The 17,568-nt window shown below is 65.6% G+C and carries 19 protein-coding genes; 4 read left to right on the top strand and 15 right to left on the bottom strand.

Annotation, left to right across the window (positions count from 1 at the left end; genetic code table 11):
* Nucleotides 1-21 precede the first annotated feature (21 nt).
* The 6 genes from QM685_RS32185 to QM685_RS32160 all read right to left on the bottom strand — a co-directional run bounded on the left by QM685_RS32185 (nt 22) and on the right by QM685_RS32160 (nt 5,915).
* Nucleotides 22-1,020, bottom strand: a complete 999-nt coding sequence (locus QM685_RS32185) for a 4-hydroxyproline epimerase (RefSeq protein ID WP_415123119.1) — start codon at nt 1,018-1,020, stop codon at nt 22-24.
* Between the two features lie 81 nt (nt 1,021-1,101).
* Nucleotides 1,102-2,010 (bottom strand): dihydrodipicolinate synthase family protein, encoded by a 909-nt coding sequence (locus tag QM685_RS32180; RefSeq protein WP_415123117.1) that lies wholly within the window; start codon nt 2,008-2,010, stop codon nt 1,102-1,104.
* 81 nt (nt 2,011-2,091) lie between these two features.
* Nucleotides 2,092-3,366: an NAD(P)/FAD-dependent oxidoreductase gene (locus QM685_RS32175; RefSeq protein ID WP_415123115.1), complete on the bottom strand. Its 1,275-nt coding sequence runs from the start codon at nt 3,364-3,366 to the stop codon at nt 2,092-2,094.
* 86 nt (nt 3,367-3,452) lie between these two features.
* The gene (locus QM685_RS32170) at nt 3,453-4,022 is read right to left on the bottom strand and encodes a GAF domain-containing protein (protein ID WP_415123113.1); all 570 of its coding nucleotides are present in this window, start codon (nt 4,020-4,022) and stop codon (nt 3,453-3,455) included.
* Nucleotides 4,023-4,032: 10 nt separating this feature from the next.
* The gene (locus QM685_RS32165) at nt 4,033-5,442 is read right to left on the bottom strand and encodes an MFS transporter (protein WP_415123111.1); all 1,410 of its coding nucleotides are present in this window, start codon (nt 5,440-5,442) and stop codon (nt 4,033-4,035) included.
* Between the two features lie 155 nt (nt 5,443-5,597).
* Nucleotides 5,598-5,915, bottom strand: coding sequence for a hypothetical protein (locus QM685_RS32160; RefSeq protein ID WP_415123109.1), 318 nt, complete (start codon nt 5,913-5,915; stop codon nt 5,598-5,600).
* Between the two features lie 281 nt (nt 5,916-6,196).
* Here QM685_RS32160 and QM685_RS32155 point away from each other — a divergent pair, with 281 nt between their 5' ends.
* Nucleotides 6,197-6,532 (top strand): hypothetical protein, encoded by a 336-nt coding sequence (locus QM685_RS32155; protein WP_415123107.1) that lies wholly within the window; start codon nt 6,197-6,199, stop codon nt 6,530-6,532.
* Nucleotides 6,533-6,628: 96 nt separating this feature from the next.
* Here QM685_RS32155 and QM685_RS32150 read toward each other — a convergent pair whose 3' ends face one another.
* Entirely contained in the window at nt 6,629-7,318 is a 690-nt protein-coding gene (locus QM685_RS32150; RefSeq protein ID WP_415123105.1) for a CBS domain-containing protein, read from the bottom strand.
* Nucleotides 7,319-7,433: 115 nt separating this feature from the next.
* Entirely contained in the window at nt 7,434-8,084 is a 651-nt protein-coding gene (locus QM685_RS32145; protein ID WP_415123103.1) for a BON domain-containing protein, read from the bottom strand.
* Between the two features lie 142 nt (nt 8,085-8,226).
* Between QM685_RS32145 and QM685_RS32140 the strand changes: the two genes are divergently transcribed.
* Complete coding sequence (locus QM685_RS32140; RefSeq protein ID WP_415123101.1) at nt 8,227-9,591, top strand: MBL fold metallo-hydrolase RNA specificity domain-containing protein; 1,365 nt, start codon at nt 8,227-8,229, stop codon at nt 9,589-9,591.
* A 63-nt stretch (nt 9,592-9,654) separates the two neighbouring features.
* Here the strand turns inward: QM685_RS32140 and QM685_RS32135 are convergent, their stop codons facing one another.
* From QM685_RS32135 to QM685_RS32125, 3 genes are all read right to left on the bottom strand, one after another.
* On the bottom strand, nt 9,655-9,894 hold the full coding sequence (locus tag QM685_RS32135; RefSeq protein WP_415123099.1) for a hypothetical protein: 240 nt from the start codon (nt 9,892-9,894) through the stop codon (nt 9,655-9,657).
* A gap of 41 nt (nt 9,895-9,935) precedes the next feature.
* Nucleotides 9,936-10,586: a BON domain-containing protein gene (locus QM685_RS32130; protein ID WP_415123097.1), complete on the bottom strand. Its 651-nt coding sequence runs from the start codon at nt 10,584-10,586 to the stop codon at nt 9,936-9,938.
* A 172-nt stretch (nt 10,587-10,758) separates the two neighbouring features.
* Nucleotides 10,759-11,073 carry a hypothetical protein gene (locus QM685_RS32125; protein ID WP_415123171.1) on the bottom strand — a complete coding sequence of 105 codons (315 nt, stop codon included), beginning with the start codon at nt 11,071-11,073 and terminating at the stop codon, nt 10,759-10,761.
* Between the two features lie 304 nt (nt 11,074-11,377).
* Between QM685_RS32125 and acs the strand changes: the two genes are divergently transcribed.
* Together acs and QM685_RS32115 are read left to right on the top strand one after the other, a co-directional pair.
* Entirely contained in the window at nt 11,378-13,354 is a 1,977-nt protein-coding gene (acs, locus tag QM685_RS32120) for an acetate--CoA ligase (RefSeq protein ID WP_415123095.1), read from the top strand.
* 162 nt (nt 13,355-13,516) lie between these two features.
* Entirely contained in the window at nt 13,517-14,128 is a 612-nt protein-coding gene (locus QM685_RS32115) for an acetate uptake transporter (protein ID WP_415123093.1), read from the top strand.
* A 60-nt stretch (nt 14,129-14,188) separates the two neighbouring features.
* On the opposite strand, the gene QM685_RS32110 is transcribed toward QM685_RS32115, so the two are convergent.
* From QM685_RS32110 to phbB, 4 genes are all read right to left on the bottom strand, one after another.
* Nucleotides 14,189-14,641: a hypothetical protein gene (locus tag QM685_RS32110; protein ID WP_415123091.1), complete on the bottom strand. Its 453-nt coding sequence runs from the start codon at nt 14,639-14,641 to the stop codon at nt 14,189-14,191.
* 132 nt (nt 14,642-14,773) lie between these two features.
* Nucleotides 14,774-15,301 (bottom strand): flavodoxin family protein, encoded by a 528-nt coding sequence (locus tag QM685_RS32105; RefSeq protein WP_415123089.1) that lies wholly within the window; start codon nt 15,299-15,301, stop codon nt 14,774-14,776.
* Between the two features lie 106 nt (nt 15,302-15,407).
* Nucleotides 15,408-16,448 carry a zinc-dependent alcohol dehydrogenase family protein gene (locus tag QM685_RS32100; protein WP_415123087.1) on the bottom strand — a complete coding sequence of 347 codons (1,041 nt, stop codon included), beginning with the start codon at nt 16,446-16,448 and terminating at the stop codon, nt 15,408-15,410.
* Nucleotides 16,449-16,501: 53 nt separating this feature from the next.
* Nucleotides 16,502-17,251, bottom strand: coding sequence for an acetoacetyl-CoA reductase (gene phbB, locus QM685_RS32095; RefSeq protein ID WP_415123085.1), 750 nt, complete (start codon nt 17,249-17,251; stop codon nt 16,502-16,504).
* Between the last annotated feature and the right edge of the window lie 317 nt (nt 17,252-17,568).

Here is a 17,568-nt window from a genome sequence, read left to right as displayed (position 1 = left end):
GCAAACGCGGGCCGCGGTGGATCATTTCAGCAAAAAGCCCCTGGCAAGCGGATCGCGATCATCGACGAAGATCGTGTTATGACCGGTGACGCGAGCCCATCCTTCGATGCTCGGGATGATCGCGTCGAATTCGCCGACTTTCGCCGCCTGCTCCGAAACACCGTTGAAGAGCGTGCCGATGATGCTTTCGTGCACGAAACGCTCGCCGATCCTCAGCCTGCCTTTCGCGACCAGTTGCGCCATGCGCGCCGATGTGCCGGTGCCGCACGGCGAGCGGTCGATCGCCTTGTCGCCGTAGAAGACCGCGTTGCGCGCGCTCGCGCCGGCGACCGTCGGCTCGCCGGTCCACATCACGTGGCTGAGCCCGCGGATTTCGGCCTTCTCCGGATGAACGAACGGGTACTTGTCGTTCGCCTTGCGGCGCAGGATCGGACTGAGACGCTGGATGTCCGAAGGCTTGAGCGTATGCAGGCCCGCGTAGTTCGCCTGCGGCTCGACGATCGCGTAGAAATTGCCGCCATACGCGACGTCGAAGCGGATTTCACCGAGCCCGTCGACCTCGACCGTCAGATCCGTCGCGTGCAGAAACGACGGCACGTTGACGAGCTGTACGGATTCGACGTTCTCGCCCGCCATCCGGTAGCGCGCGACCACGACGCCCGCCGGCGTATCGAGGCGCAGCACGCCGGGTTCGCGGGGCCGTACGAGGCCATGTTCGATCGCGCTCGTCACGGTGCCGATCGTGCCGTGGCCGCACATCGGCAGGCAGCCGCTCACTTCGATGAAGAGGATCGCGAGATCGCAGTCGGCTCGCGTCGGCGGATAAAGAATGCTGCCCGACATCACTTCGTGGCCACGCGGCTCGAACATCAGCGACGTGCGGATCCAGTCGAATTCGCGCTCGAAGTGCGCGCGCCGCTCGATCATGTTCGCGCCCTCGAGCCGGGGCGCACCACCGGCGACGACGCGCACCGGATTGCCGCACGTGTGTCCGTCGATGCAAAAGAATGTCGATTTCATAGGCCTGGTTCGTCCGTAACCTGATGCACAAGATAGCCTGGCGATGCGGGTGCCGTCGAGCAGTCCGGGCGCGCGCGCATCTCACGCCTGCTTCGACAGCGCGCGCACGTTTGCCAGTGTCTTCTCGACGATCGCCACCACTTTCTCGCGCTCTTCTCCTTCGAGCGCGAGACGCGGCGCCTTCACGGTCTCCGCGTAGCCGGCCGTGATGTTCTCGGCCAGCTTGATGTACTGCACGAGCTTCACGTGCGTGTCGAGATGGAACAGATCGATCAGCGCGCGATACAGCTTGCGGGCCCGCTCGTAGTTGCCGGCGACGGCCAGATTCAGCAGTTCGACCGATTCGCGCGGCACCGCGTTGGCCATGCCCGACACCCAGCACTTCGCGCCCAGTGCCGCTGATTCGAGCACCAGATCGTCGACCCCGCACACCACCGCGAGCCGGTCGCCAAAACGGTTGATCAGATCGGTCACGCGCGTCGTGTCGTACGACTCTTCTTTCAGCGCTTCAATCGTCGGCTCCTTCAGCAGTTCCGCGACGACATCCGGCGTCAGGTCCACGCCATAGCCACGCGGATTGTTATAGAGCAGGATCGACAGGCTGGAAGCCTGCGCGATGCTGCGGTAGTACGCGATCGTTTCGCGCGCGTCGGACTTGTAAGTGAGCCCCGGAAAGACCATCAGGCCCTGCACGCCGAGCGCCTGTGCGTCCTTCGCATACTGCACCGCACTCGCCGTATTGGTTTCGGCGAGACCCGCGATCACCGGCACGCGGCCGTTCACCGTTTCCACCGCCAGCCGGATCACCGTGCGCTTTTCTTCCTGCGTGAGCTGCGCGCTTTCGCCGACCATGCCCATCATCACGACGCCGCCCACGCCGCTGTCGATCAGGCGGTTCAGACCGGACTTGATCGCTTCATGATCGAGCGAGCCATCCTTGTTGAGCTTCGTCGTCACAGCGGGGAAAACACCTTGCCAGTTCACTTTCATGGTTACACCTTTTCAGTAGACGTAAAAAGAGCCGAAGAGAGGCGGGAGATCCCGCGGGTCATCGAGGTCGCGGCGGCCTCGTCAATTGCGGAAGCGGCTGATCGAATACGGTTCAAGGCCGGTTCCGGGTGGTCGGCCGGCAAGCAGGTCCGCGACCAGCGCGCCTGTCGTTGCCGATTGCGTGAGGCCGAGATGACCGTGGCCGAACGCGTAAATCACCGACGGCGCACGCGGCGAGCAGCCAATCACGGGCAGCGAATCCGGCGTCGCCGGACGATGTCCCATCCACTTCACCGCGCCGGCGTCGTTGATGTCCGGCAGGAAGCGCTTGCCGAGCGCGAGCAAGGCATCGCTGCGCCGGTAGTTCGGCGGCGCTTCCAGACCCGCGAATTCGGCGGCTCCGCCGATGCGCAGGCCGATATCGAGCGGCGTCGCGACGAACTTGCGCTCCGCGAAGATCACTTCGCGCGACAGGCCGATGCCGTGCGAAGGAAGCGTCGTGTTGTAACCGCGCTCGCTGTCGAGCAGCACGCGATCGCCGATCGACGCGGCAAGCGACGCGGACCACGCGCCCGTCGCCACGACGACGCGGCGGCCCTTGACCCGCTCGCCGGTCCCGGTCACCGCCGCGGGCGCGAGCGCGTCGGCCAGATCGAGCGCCTTCACCGTGCCCGCGACAAGCGTGGCGCCAAGCTGTTTGATCCGTTCGCGCAGTTGCGTGACGAGCCGCTTCGGGTCGCCGATGTGCGACCAGTCGTCGAGAAACACGCCGTGCCGGAACACCGGCGCGAGCGACGGTTCGCATTCGCGAATCCCGGCGGCGGACATCGCGTGCCAGCGCACGCCCAGCTCGCGCTTGAATGCCCACTCGTGCTGGTCGGCGGCGAACGCTTCGTCGGTTTCGTAGACGGTCAGCGCGCCGCGGCGGTAGAAGCTGTCCATCGCGCCGATGTCCTCGAGCATCGGCACGAGGTCGCCGTACACGCGGTTGTTCAGGCTGGCGAGCGCCAGGGAGATTTCCCGGAAGCGCGCCCTGGTTGCCGCGCGCCGGAACGCCATGAACCAGGGCAACGCGGCCGGCAGATGTTTCCAGTCGAGCGACAGCGGCCCCAGCGGATCGCACAGCCATTTCAACGCCTTCGTGTACAAGCCGCTCACCGCAATGGGCGTGCTCTCCGTCACCGCGATGCCGCCCGCGTTGCCGTGCGACGCGCGGTCGCCTTCGAAATCGCGGTCGATGACGGTGACGCTCGCGCCGTCGCGCAGCGCGGACCATGCGCAGGCGAGGCCGACTATGCCGCCGCCGATCACGACGACGTCGGAGGTGGGGCGGGCGTTCTGGGCGTGCTGGGTCATGGGTTTGAATGGAGAAAGCGCGGGGCCTGTGTCGGATACTTTTGAAAAACCGGCGGAGTACGACGCTCTGCCCTCCGCCTCGAGCCCTACACCTGTTCCATAAAATCCGGGTCTTCGAGCCCACGGATTCTTTGCACCTGGTCTTCGAGCGGCGCGACCGCCAGTTGCGCGAAGATGTACGCCAGCTCGACGTCGGCGTGGTCGTACAGACCGGCTTCGCCGAGCAGATTCAGCGTGCCGAGCGTGATGCCGTTCCGGCGCACCGGAATGTTCAGCACGCTCTCGCATCCGATCGACCACAGCACCTCGTACTCCGAGAACACGGCCTCGATGTCTTCACGGGTCGAGCCGATGAAGATCTCGCCACGACGAAGAACCTGGTCCGACCAGCGGCTTTGCGTCACCCGCTTGAGACCGCCCACCGGATTGATATCGAGGCGGTTGCTGTGCAGGCGGCCGAGGCGGCTTGAAGTCTCGTCGTACGCGAGCACGGTGAAGAGCCGTTGCCCGAATACTTCGGTCAGCGAGCGCTCAAACGCTTGCCAGACCGGATCAGCGCTGTTCCCGGCGCCGGCGCCGGCCGTACCGGCGTCCTGCTGCAAGCGGGCGACACGTCCGATTGCGCGCAGGATCAGTGTGGAGTTTGCGTCTTTCACGAAAGCCTCCTCACTTCGCCGCTCGAAGCGCGCCACGCTGCGCTTCGGTATGCATCGAGCCGTATTCGGTTTCCGCGATTTCTTCGAGGGTCCTGCCGTGCGTCGATACACCGAGGAAAATCACCGCGAGCGCGCCGATCAGCAGGATCACGGTGGTCATTCCAAACACGCCGGCGAAACCCCATAGCGGATAGATATAACCGACCAGCATCGGCGAACAGATCGCGCCGATGCGGCCGAACGCGGAGGCCGCGCCCATGCCCGTTGCGCGCAGATGGGTCGGAAACACTTCGGGCGTATACGCATATTCGCCAGCGTTCACGCCGTTCATCGCGAAAGACATGAACGTCGAGGCGAGCACGATCGACGTGTCGCTGCCCGCGTTGGCCAGCCAGATCCCCGCGACGCAGGCCATCGCCATGTAGGAGACGATCGTCGTCTTGCGCCCCAGCTTCTCGCAGAAGTACGCGGCCGAGTAGTAGCCGGGGATCTGCGCGAGGTAGATCACGATGGAAACGGAAAAGCTCTTCGTGATGGTCATTCCATGCTGAACCAGCAGACCGGGAATCCAGACGAAGAACGCATACGAGCAGAACGTGACGGACAGCCACAGGCACCAGCTCATCAGCGTCGTTCTGGCGAGCGGCGGCTTCCACAGCAGCTTCAGGTTGCCGAAGAACGAACCGGCCTGCTCGAAGCTCAGCGTGCCGCCCGCCACCGGCGTCACCGGAGGCAGCGTGACGCCGGCGCGCTCGACCTGCCGCTCGATGTCCGCGACCACGGCTTCGGCTTCGTCGTGGCGGCCTTGCAGTTCCAGCCAGCGCGGCGACTCGTGCAGCGAGCGCCGCCACCACAGCAGCACGACGACCGGCACCGAGACGATGATCAGCGCAATGCGCCAGCCTTCCGGATTCAGCGGAATCACGAAATAGCCGATCAGCGCGGCGGCCACGAAGCCGAACGAGAAAAATCCGGCCAGCGCGCCGGTGAAGGCGCCGCGATAGCGGTTGCTGACGAACTCGACCAGGAACGGCGCGATGATCGCGCCCTCTGCGCCCATCCCGATACCGGCGATGGCCCGCAGCAGCGCGAAGGTGTGCCAGTCGTTCACGAACGCGTTGACGAACGTCAGCACGCAGAAAAACGTCAGTGCCCACATCATCACGACGCGCCGGCCGAAGCGGTCTCCCAGCAGGCCGGCGACCAGCGCGCCGACCAGAAAACCGACGTAGGTACTGCTGCCGAGCAGCCCGGTTTCGAAGCTGGTCAGATGCCACCGGGTGCGAACGACGGGCAGGATGAACGCGATGATGGCCGCGTCGATCGCTTCGAACATGAAGCCCAGACCGCCCATGACGAGCAGCTTGAAATGAAAGCGGCTGAACGGAAGACGCTCGAGCCGGGCTGCAATCGGTGACATGTGGAGCTCCCAGGAAAAGGAACTGAAAAGGAACCGGCCAGTCCGGAAAATTCCGGAGCAGGATCGTGGTATCAATATCCTGGATCCAAAATACAATGTCAAGCGCGGGTTAACCTTGCCGCAGGCACGGCCTCGACTCACTCAATTTCACTCACTCAACTCAATACGCGCGCGCTCGCGGCCGTCGTTTCGAGTGCCTTTTCCGCCATATCGAAGGCACGGCGAATCGCCGCTTCGGCGTTCGCCCCGGCGCAACGCGCGACCGGCCGGAGTTCGTGCGCGGCGGTGATCAGATCGAGCCGCACGTCATAGAGAGGGCTCGCGGAGCCCGCGCGCAGCGCCTCGATCGCAAGATGGCAGTTCGAGACCAGCTCGCCGAACCGCGCGAGACGCACCAGTTGCGCGCCGGCCTCCGCTTCGAGCGGCGCCGTGCCCGCAAAGCCGAGATAGATAATCTGCATGCCGACGCCCATCGCCGTCTCCCGTTGCTGGCGGAAAGAGACCGGCGAATACCGCCCAGGCCTTTCCGTTCTTTCCGTTTTCCCGTCGCCCCGCCGGCTCCCATCATTGACCCAGATCAATGCGCGCGCCGTGGGGCAGTTCATCGTGTATTCATGCACCAGTCCGATCGTGAAACGTGGTGCGCCTATTTCTGATCCACGCGCCGCGCGACGTGACGGCGGCTGTTTCGGTCCCAGCCCGATACCGGCAGCGCGTCGCGCGATGTCACAACAGGGATCGACAGGAGGTACGCATGCTGACGCAAACAATTTTTTCGGAGACGAATCCCGCGCCGCGCGACGGTCACCATTTCACCGCATCGGCTGTTCCGGATCTCTGGACGGCGTACGCCAACGCGCAGGCGCAAGCCTGCGCCGATTACGTGGCGCTGTGTCAGGAGACGTGGGCGCGCTGCGCGCTCACGCGTAGTCCGCTCGAATGTCTGTCGATCGCCGGCCTGATGCTGCCCGCTTGCGTGTCGAGCGCGATGCGTTATTGCAAAAACGTGTCGGAAATCACCGGGGCCTGGCGCGACCTTGCCGGTCACACGGAAGCGGCACCGTCGCCTCCGGCCGCGGCGCCCCGATAGAACGCGGAACGGCGGCGAGGTTCATGCCACCACGCCCTCGCCGCATCTTCGCCGTGTCTTTGTTGCCCCGCTCCGCGCTTATAACCGCCGCGTCCGTCACATCGGCGTGAAGACGACCGGATATTCCAGATGATCCTTCACGGCCTTGACGCCGGGCACGCGCGCGGCGGCGGCGAGGATCGCCTTGCGCTCTTCCTCGGAGCGCGCGGTGCCCCAGCAATGAACCACGCCGTCCGTGACGATCAGGCCGTCGGCGGCCATGGCCCAGCGATGGCCGTCCAGTTCTTTCGTAATCGCGCGGCGGATCTGGTCGTCCGATGGTTGCGCATCGATCTGCGCGGGCGCGCAACTCGCGAGCGCGCGCACCAGATTGGCCCGGCTGACGATGCCGGCGAGCTTGCCGTTGCGCAGCACGGGCAGCCGCTTGATGTGCTTGCGCCCGAGCAGTTCGGCGACCTCGGTAAGCGGCGCGGCCGCGTCGACGGTGATCGCGGGCGTGCTCATCACGTCGCGCACCTGAATCGAGTGTTCTTTCAGATATTCGACCGCGAGCTGCCGCGTGGGCGCGAGGAATTCCGCGAGCCACGAGCGGCGCGGGTTTTCCGTGCCGGTTTCGACACGTCTGAGCAGATCGCCCTCGCTGACGATGCCGATCACGTCCCCCGTTTCGTCGACGACGGGCACGCCGCTGATCCTGTTGTCGGCAAGCAGTTTTGCGGCGTCGTAGACCGAGCTGTCCGGCGCGATTGAAACGACCTGGGTCGTCATGATGTCCGAGGCTTGCATGGTGAATCTCCGTAGCGAGGAATCGTCCCTGTTGCACATGAGTCTAGGCAGGCGCGAGGCAGGGCATTTGATAAGAGTCAAAGTTCGTGACAAAGGGTGGCCGCCGGCGCGAATTTCAGCCAACCACCAGGCGATCGACGATAGCCTTGACGCCCGGCGTCGACCGCGCCGCGCCCCACACGACCGACCGCTCGGCCGCGGAGCCAACCCGGCCCGACAGCGTGACCTTGCCGTCGTCGACCTGCACGCCCAGGTGCTTCAATTCGCGCTCGGTATGGCGCTGGATCGCCCGGCGGATGTTGTACTCGATATCGGTGGGCGATGCGCGGCCGGTGATCCGGATGCTGTTCGTCACGCCGGTCACGCCGCGCATGTGGCGGATATTCTTCTCGGCGATGTGGCTGCGATAGCCGTCCCGCACTTCGCCGCTCAATGTCACCCAGCCCTTCTCCACCTTGATCCTGACTGTGCTTTCCTCGAGACCGGCAATCCAGTCGAGCACCGCCCGGGCGCTCAGCGCGATGTCCTCGTCGGTTCGCCGGTCGGCTTCGTGAAGCGCGACGTCGATATGCATGACCACGGCGACGACCCCGGCAATGCCGAGTGTCGACTTTTCGGCGGCGACTTTCTGCGCGTAGTCCGGCACCTGACCGCTCAGCGTGACGATGCCGTCGGCGACCGCCACGCCGATGCGGTTCGCGTCGATCGCAACATTGTTCGCGAGTTCGTCCTCGACTTCCTCTTTCAATTGACTATCCGACTTCATGGCCGGTGGCCCTCCAGGCGTTGGCGACGCTTTCACTGTAGCGCCGGCCGGTACGCGACTCATGATCCACGTCAATTCCGCGGCGCCCGCCTGCGATGAAATGACGTCATGCGGCGACACATCGCGGCTCAACGGAGGAACCATGAAACTGACCTTTCTCGGTGCGAGCGAGACCGTCACGGGTTCGAAGTACCTGCTCGAAGAATCCGGTTTGCGCATCCTCGTCGATTGCGGGCTGTTTCAGGGCGTGAAGAACCTGCGTCTGCGCAACTGGGCTGCGCTGCCGGTGCCCGCCGATTCGATCGACGCGGTGATCCTGACTCATGCCCACATCGATCACAGCGGCTATCTGCCGTTGCTGGCAAGAAACGGCTTTCATGGTCCGGTCTATTGCACGCCGGGCACCGCCGCGCTCTGCGAGATCATGCTGCCCGACAGCGCGAAGCTTCAGGAAGAAGAAGCGGATTTCGCGAACCGGCACGGGTTCTCGAAGCATCGTCCGGCGCTGCCGCTCTATACGCAGGACGACGCGCGGCGCGCGCTGCGTCTGATCGAGCCGCGGCGCTTCGACCGTCCCGTCGATCTGCCGCATGGGTTGTGCTTCCGCTTCCTGCCGTCCGGGCACATCCTCGGCGCGGCGAGCGTCGTGATGTGCCGCAATCACAAGGTGCTGGCGTTTTCCGGCGACGTGGGCCGCCCCGAGGATCCGCTCATGCGCGCGCCCACGCCGCTTGCGCACGCGGATTACCTCGTCGTCGAATCGACCTATGGCGACCGTCTGCATCCGGACTCGAATCCGCGCGACGAACTCGAGCGCATCTTCAGCCGGACCTTTGCCAAAGGCGGGGTGGTGGTGATGCCGTGCTTCGCGGTCGGGCGCACGCAGGAAATTCTCTATTACATCGCGAAGCTGAAGGAGACCGGGCACATGGCGCATGTTCCGGTCTATCTGGACAGTCCGATGGCGACCAGCGTGACGGACGTGTATCGCAAACATCTCGACGAGCATCGGCTGACGATGTCCGAGGCGAGCGCGCTCGACAAGGCCGCGATCATGGTCAGAAGCGTCGACGAATCGAAGGCGATTGCGGCGCGCCACGGCCCGATGGTAATCATCGCCGGCAGCGGGATGGCGACCGGCGGGCGCGTGCTGCACCATCTGCGCCTGTATGCGTCCGACCCGCGCAACACGATCGCGCTCGTCGGCTACCAGGCGGCGGGCACGCGTGGCGCGGCGCTGGCCGCCCACGAGCCGTCGATCAAACTGTTCGGCGAATATGTGCGCGTGCGCGCGAACGTCGAATCGATCTCGTCGCTGTCCGCGCATGCCGACTACCGGGAGCTGCTGCAATGGCTGTCGAGCCTGACCGACGCGCCAGCCCGTACGTTTGTCACGCATGGCGAGCCCGCGGCGGCGGACGCGATGCGCCGGCGCATCGCGGAGACGCTCGGCTGGTCCTGCGAAGTCCCTACCTACCTGCAAACCGTCGAGCTCGGGCAACTGTAATTCGCACGGCCGGACAGCCGGCCGTCACACCTTCATGCGCACCTTCATGCAAACCTTCACGCACTAAACCGCGATGGTCTTGGTGGACTTCAGCGCGATCCATGTCATGCCTTCGCGCAAGCCTTCGAGCACCGCGTCCCGCTCCGTGGCGAACACCCTCTCATGACGGAAGCCATGTTCGAAGTCGCCGTTCGGCGACGTATGCCTGACATGAATCGTCGCCTGGTATCCGCCGTCTTGCGCCGCGTCTGTCTGCACGCTCACGGACCAGGTTCCCTGCTGCACGTTCGCGGATAAAGTCATCCGATGCTCCCTGTCTTTTCGCGGCCGCCATCGGCCGCCTGTCATTCCACGACGAGATCGTCGACCACCGCGCACACGCCGGGCGCGCTCCACGCGACGCCTCGCGCGAGCGCGCGTTCCGCGTAGGAACCTACCTTGCCGGTCAACGTCACCGTGCCGTCCTTCACGTCGACGCCGATGTGCCTGACCTCGCGCTCGGCGTGACGCTGCATTGCCTCGCCGATCCTTTTGCCGATCTCGTCCGACGCGACCTTGCGGCGCACCTCGATCCCGTTGGTCACGCCGCGCACGCCTCGCATATGGCCCACGGCACGCGTGACGATATGGCGCTGGTAGGCCCAATCCACCGCGCCCGTCAGCGTGACCCAGCCTTTTTCCACCTGGACCTTCACCGCATCGTCGGGCACCGCGACGGTCCAGTGCAGGATCGCGCGAACCGCGCTGGCCACGTCCTCGTCGCTGTGTTCGTCCTTTTTCGGCAAGCGGACCTGCATGTCCACCACCACGGCCTTCACGCCGGCCACGCGCTGCGCGGCTTTTTCCGCGGCGAGCTTTTCCGCGAAGCTCGGCGGATGACCGGCAAGCGTCACGACGCCGCTCGTCACCTCGACACCGATATCCGTCGCCGTGACGGCCGGATCCCATTCGAGCTCCTCCTCGATGTCCTTTTTCAACTGCCAGTCGGTTTTCATCACGCCACTCCTTGCAGTGCATCCTTTTGACGAATCATGGCTCGCGCCATCACGGGAAAGATTCGTCCCGCAACGGCGCGGCGACTCTGATGCAGATCAACCGCGCGTGTATTCCCGGCTGCAACGATCGCGCACTGCGCGGGGCAAGCGTCGACGACAACCGCTCCGCGTCTCAATGCGCATGCCCTCTGGCGGCCACGGTTTCGAGTTCTTTTTCCGCCAGATCGAACGCGGATCGAATGGCCGCTTCGGCGCTCGCTCCGGCGCAACGGGCGACGGGCTTCAGTTCGTGCGCGGGCGTGATCAGATCGAGCCTGACGTCATAGAGCGGGCTGCTGGCTCCCGGATGCAGCGCCTCGATCGCGAGATGCCAATTCGCGACGAGGGCATCGAACCGCGCGAGGCGCACCAGTTGCGCGCCGGCCTCCGCTTCGAGCGGCGCCGCGCCCGGAAAGCCGAGATAGACGATCTGCATGCCGACGCCCATCATCGCCCCCGTCCTGAACATTGATCGAGTGTTTCCCACGCGCACCGTGGTTGGTCCGTTCACATCGTGTTCCGACCCGCAGCGGGCGCATTGACGTGCGTCAAGCAAGATGAACGGCGGTGGCCACTGTCATCTGTTCGCCCCGCTGATCGAATGCGTATCCGCGTCGCCGCGATTCGAACGGGCGTCGCCAACCCGCGCTTGATCTGAATCAATCGTGCCCCGTCTCGCCGGCAACACACTGGTTGCGCATTCAGAGCATCTATCGCGCAACGCGCGCATCCATCCCAGCGAGGAGACGACTATGCCCACGATCGCCGCCAACCATTGCGAGCCGGAAACGGCTCTTCCGCCGCTGCTCAAAGGCACGTCCATCGACGGGATGGCCGCCTACGACGCACTCGTCAACGAAGCTCGAACCGACCGCTCCGGATTCTGGGCGCGGCTCGCGCGCGAGCATCTGAGCTGGCGCCGCCCTTTCACGCGGGTGCTCGACGAATCGAACGCGCCGTTTTTCAGGTGGTTCGACGACGGCCTGCTGAACGCGTCGTACAACTGTCTCGATCGCCATCTGGAGAACGGCAATGCCGACAAGACCGCGATCATTTTCGAGGCCGACGACGGCAGCGTGACGACCGTCACCTACCGGCAACTGCATGCGCGCGTATGCCGCGTCGCGAATGGGTTGCGCGCGCGCGGCATCGCAGCCGGCGAGCGCGTGATGATCTATCTGCCGATGTCGATCGAAGGCGTCGTCGCGATGCAGGCCTGCGCGCGCATCGGCGCGCTGCATTCGGTCGTGTTCGGCGGCTTCTCGGCGAAGTCGCTGCACGAACGGATGGTCGACGTCGGCGCGGTCGCCGTGATCACCGCCGACGAGCAGATGCGCGGCGGCAAAAACCTGCCGCTGAAATCCATCGTCGACGAAGCGCTCGCGATGGGCGGCACCGACGCCATCCATACGGTGATCGTCTACCGGCGCACCGGCGGCTCGATCCTGTGGGACGAACCGCGCGACTGCTGGCTGCACGAACTGGAAGAAGCGCAGCCCGACACCTGCGAACCGGAATGGGTCGAGGCCGAGCATCCGCTTTTCGTGCTGTACACGTCCGGGTCGACCGGCACGCCGAAGGGCGTGCAGCACAGCACGGCGGGTTATCTGTTGTGGGCGGCGCTGACGATGCAATGGACCTTCGACCTGCGCGCCGACGACGTCTACTGGTGCACCGCCGACATCGGCTGGATCACCGGTCACAGCTACATCTGCTACGGCCCGACCGCCGCCGGCGCGACCCAGGTGATTTTCGAGGGCGTGCCGACGTGGCCGAACGCCGGACGCTTCTGGGAAATGATCGCGCGCCACAAGGTCAGCATCTTCTATACGGCGCCCACCGCGATCCGCTCGCTGATCAAGGCCGCGGAAGCGGACAGCGGCGTGCATCCGCGCCGCTTCGATCTGAGCTCGCTGCGCCTGCTCGGCACGGTCGGCGAGCCGATCAATCCGGCCGCGTGGGAATGGTATGCGCGCGAAGTCGGCGGCGGCCGCTGCCCGGTGCTCGATACGTTCTGGCAAACGGAAACGGGCGGCCACATGATCACGCCGCTGCCGGGCGCGACACCGCTCGTCGCCGGCTCGTGCACGCTGCCGCTGCCGGGCATCGAGGCCGCGATCGTCGACGAGACCGGCTGCGAGCTGCCGAACGGCCAGGGCGGACTGCTCGTCATCAAGCAGCCGTGGCCGTCGATGCTGCGCACCATCTGGGGCAATCCGCAGCGCTTTCGCAACGGCTACTACCCGGAGGAACTGGGCGGCCGTCTCTATCTGGCGGGCGACGGCGCGATCCGCGATCCGCAGACCGGCTACTTCACGATCACCGGGCGCATCGACGACGTGCTGAACGTGTCCGGCCACCGGATGGGCACGATGGAAATCGAGTCCGCGCTCGCCGCGCATCCGCTGGTGGCGGAAGCGGCGGTGGTCGGCCGGCCGGACGAGACGATCGGCGAAGCGATCGTGGCTTTCGTCGTGCTCAAGGGCCCGCGCCCGGAGAACGACGACGCGCGCAAGATCGCCGATCAGCTGCGCGCGTGGGTCGCGAAGGAAATCGGGCCGATCGCCAAGCCGAAGGAAATCCGTTTCGGCGACAGCATGCCGAAGACACGCTCCGGCAAGGTCGTACGGCGTCTGCTGCGCTCCGTCGCGAAGGGCGAGGCGCTCGCGCAGGACATGTCCACCGTCGAGAACCCGGCGGTGCTGCGGCAGTTCGGCGAACACGCGTAGGCGCCCCCGCCTGCTTCGACGGTGCACCGGCCGGGTCGATTCCCGGCCGGTTACCGCCCGATTCTCGCCCGATTCCCGTCCGGTCCGCGGCCACGCTTCCGTCATGTTTCGTTCTCGCTTCATTCAGGATTCAACCCGGCATTCACTCAGGAGACTTCCGTCATGAAATCCACCGCACCCAACCCCGCCTCGCTCGGCCTCGCCGCCTTCGCGCTGACCACCTGGCTGCTCAGCATGATCAACGCGGGCTGGTTCGCCGGCGCGTCGCTCGGGCTCGTGCTCGCCGTCGCCTTCGCGTTCGGCGGCAGCACGCAGATCGTCGCCGGGCTCATGGAGATTCCGCGCGGCAACACGTTCGGCGCGACCGCGTTTCTCGGCTACGGCGCGTTCTGGTGGTCGTTCGCGCTGTTCGCGCTGTTCCTGCACGACCAGGTGCCGGCGGCTTTCGTCGGCTGGTATCTGCTGCTGTGGGGCGTGTTCACGTTCTACCTGTGGATTGCGACGTTCCGCTCGTCGCGCGCGCTGCAGTGCGTGTTCGTCGCGCTGTGGGTGACGTTCTTTCTGCTGGCCGCGAGCGAATGGCTCGGTTCGGCTGGATTGCGCCACGCGGGAGGCTACGGCGGTCTGCTGACCGCGCTGTTCGCGTTCTATCTGTCGGCGGCCGAGATCATCAACGAGTCGTTCGGCCGCACCGTGCTGCCGATCGGCGCGAAACCAGTCGCCGTCGAAACCCGGACCGTCACGGCGGCGGTGCTGACGCGCTTCGCGGACTGATACGACCCGGTTGCGCACTGGCACAGCCCGCCGCGCCGCTCACGCGGGCGGCGGGCTTCGTCATTGGGTCGCGGTCATCCATGCATGAAATTCGGCCTCGATGGCGACGATCGAATCCGCGCAGGTCGAATACAGCAGACCGGCGTTGCCGTCGGTGTCGTACATGCCGCGGCACATCGCCTTCAGCCATATCAACGTGTGACCTTCGTCCGTCTGCCCCTTCGACGCCGCGAGGTACACGAACCCGAACGAATGCGGCAACGCGGTTTCGATGAGCGCATCGTTTTCACGCACGATACGGCTTGCGGAACGAGCCTCGATGAACGCCCGCGCGCGTGCCCATGCCGCTTCGCAGTCGATCCGCGGCTCGCAACGCACGGCGGCCTGCTGCCGCGCGTCGAATAGCGCGCCTTCCTCGTGGCGGAAGGCGGCGTCGCGCGCCGGGTTCGCGCAGCCGGCAACGAGTGCCGCGCAGACGAGGGACAGGCAGGTTCGGAGCAGTGTGCGATTCACGGTTGCACCTACGGGAGCGAGGAGTCTGAACTCCTTCACGGTAGCGGCACACCGCGCAAAGCCACTGATCCCGATCAAGCAACGTAGAATCGATTTCAGTGCGCCGGCTTCACCGCATTGCGCGGGTCGGCGCTACGCCATCCACTCGATCTCCTGAAGCGTCGCCATCCTGTGGCGGATCTTCCGCGCGAACGCCTCGCGTTTCGCGCGGTCGGCGCGTCCGTACAGATCGCGGGCGCTGATCGCGCAGGTCGCGAACGGTGCCTTTTGCGCCGCTTGCGCCATCTGTTCGAGCGCCCGTTCGCCGCCGCGCAGGTCCGGGCAGCAGAACAGCGCAAGGTGCCGGATCCGCGCGCCGTGCCGCTCGAGCCACGCGCGCGCCGGTGCGCTTACGCTGCCGGCGCGGACCGGCGCGCCGACGATTACCGCGTCATAGGCGCAGACGTCGAGCAACGCCGGCATGACCTCGACGCGCCGCCGGCACAGCACATCGATCAGCGACCCGAGATAGCCGCGCGCGCCCGTGCGCGCATTGGCGGCAGCCCGTTCGCGGACCGGTTCGATGTCGGCGTCCAGCTCGGACGCGAGCATCCCGGCAACACGTCGCGTCGTGCTGCTGCACGTGTCGTAGACGACGAGAATCCTGCCACGCTCGGACATACTCTCTTCCTTGCCGGCGGGCGTCCGGAAAGAACGCCCCGTCGATCCGCTGCAAAGCTGCCCGGCGACAGCGATAGCGATAGCGAGCGCGCCGGGCAGGCCGCCCCTATTCCGCCTCGATCAGCACCTTGAGCGCATGCGTACTGGCGGCGCCGGCGAACGTTTCGTACGCCGCCAGCATGTCGGTCAGCCGGAAACGATGCGTGATCAGGCGCGCGGGATCGAGCCGCCCCGCCTTTACCGTCTTCAGCAGCATCGGCGTGCTGACGGTATCGACGAGACGCGTGGTGATCGCGATATTGCGGTCCCACAGCTTTTCCAGATGCAGATCGCACTTCACGCCATGCACGCCGACATTGGCGATCGTGCCGCCCGGTGCGACCAGCGCCTGGCAGAGCTCGAACGTCGCGGGAATGCCGACCGCTTCGATCACACAGTCGGCCCCCGTCGATTCCGTCAGCTTCATCACTTCCGCAACGGCATCGGCGTGCGCGTTGTCGATGCACGCGGTCGCGCCGAAGCGGCGCGCGACTTCGAGCCGGTTCGCGTCCGGATCGATCATGATGATTTCCGCCGGCGAATAGAACTGCGCGGTCAGCAGCGACGCGAGCCCGATCGGCCCCGCGCCGACGATCGCCACCGTGGAGCCCGGCTGCACCTTGCCGTTGAGCACGCCGCATTCGAAGCCCGTCGGCAGGATATCGGACAGCATCACGAGCGCTTCTTCGTCGAGGCCGGCCGGAATCCGGTAGAGACTGCTCTGCGCATGCGGAATCCGCACATATTCGGCCTGCGTGCCGTCGATCCGGTGGCCGAGAATCCAGCCGCCCGTCGTGCAATGCGAATACATGCCGCGCCGGCAATAGTCGCAGCGGCCGCACGACGAGATGCACGAGATCAGCACGTGATCGCCGACCGACAGCCCGTTCACCGCGTCGCCGAGACGATGCACGATGCCGACGCCTTCGTGGCCGAGAATGCGCCCCGGCTCGCAGGTCGGCACGTCGCCTTTGAGAATGTGCAGATCGGTTCCGCAGATCGTCGTGCGCGTGACCTTGACGATGGCATCGGTGGAGGCCGCGAGTTCGGGCATCGGCCGCTCGTCGAGCGACTTCTTGCCGGGACCGTGATAAACGAGTGCTTTCATGCTGGGTATCTCCTGTAACGGGAGCCACGCGTGCCGCGTGGCGCGGTGACGGCTCAATGCATATGCATGCCGCCGTTGATCGCGAGGTCGGCGCCGGTGATGAAGGCGGCGGCATCGGAGCAGAGAAAGGCGATCAGTGCGGCCACTTCTTCCGGGCGGCCCAGCCGGCCGACCGGAATCTGCGGCAGGATCTTCGTTTCGAGGATTTCGCGCGGCACCGCTTCGACCATCGCGGTCGCCAGGTAGCCGGGCGAGACCGTGTTGACCGTCACGCCGTGCTTCGCGGTTTCGAGCGCGAGTGCCTTCGTGAAGCCATGCACACCCGCTTTGGCGGCCGAATAGTTGGTCTGTCCGTACGCGCCGCGCGAGCCGTTGACCGAGCCGATATTGACGATGCGGCCGTGGCGGCGCTCGAGCATGCCGGGCAGCAGCGGTTTGGTCATGTTGAACAGGCCGTCGAGGTCGGTGCGCAGCACCGCGTCCCAATCCTGCTTGCTCATGCGCGCGAACGTCGTGTCGTGCGTGATGCCCGCGTTGTTGATCAGCACGTCGATCGCGCCGAGTTCGGCGAGCGCCCGTTGCGCGCAGTGCGCGCACGAATCGAAATCGCTCACGTCGGCTTCGTACGCGTGAAAATCGCGCCCCGAGTCGCGCTCGCCCTGCAGCCATGTCGCGACGCGCTGGTTGTGCGTCGAATACGACACCGCGACCGTCATCCCCGCATCGTGAAGCGCGCGGCTGACCGCCGTGCCCAATCCGCCCATCCCGCCCGTGACGAATGCCACGCGACCTGTCGTTCCCATGTCTGCCTCTCCTTGCAGTGTCTGAAATCGCCGCTTCGCGAACCGGCGTTGCAATGCGCGCCGCTACACGACGCCCGCGAACGCGTGGGGCTCGACTCTTCGAACCCTTCCGTCACAGCATAGGATGCAAGGACGGCTCAGATATGACTGTCTGGTGGTCTCACTGTATTCGCGCGCGGCTTGCCGCGATTGATCTGCGTCAGGCGCCACGCAAATTCACGGCGCTTGATCTGCGTCAAGAGCCGCGCCCACCCGGCCCATAGACTCGATGTCACGACGGGTCGCCGCCCGCGCTTTGCCGCCCGTTTTGCTGCCCG

The sequence above is a fragment of the Paraburkholderia sp. genome (genome assembly GCF_047605525.1).
In the GTDB taxonomy this organism is placed as follows: domain Bacteria; phylum Pseudomonadota; class Gammaproteobacteria; order Burkholderiales; family Burkholderiaceae; genus Paraburkholderia.
Note: the sequence above shows the minus strand (reverse complement) of the source record. Positions and strands in the feature narration are given on the sequence as shown.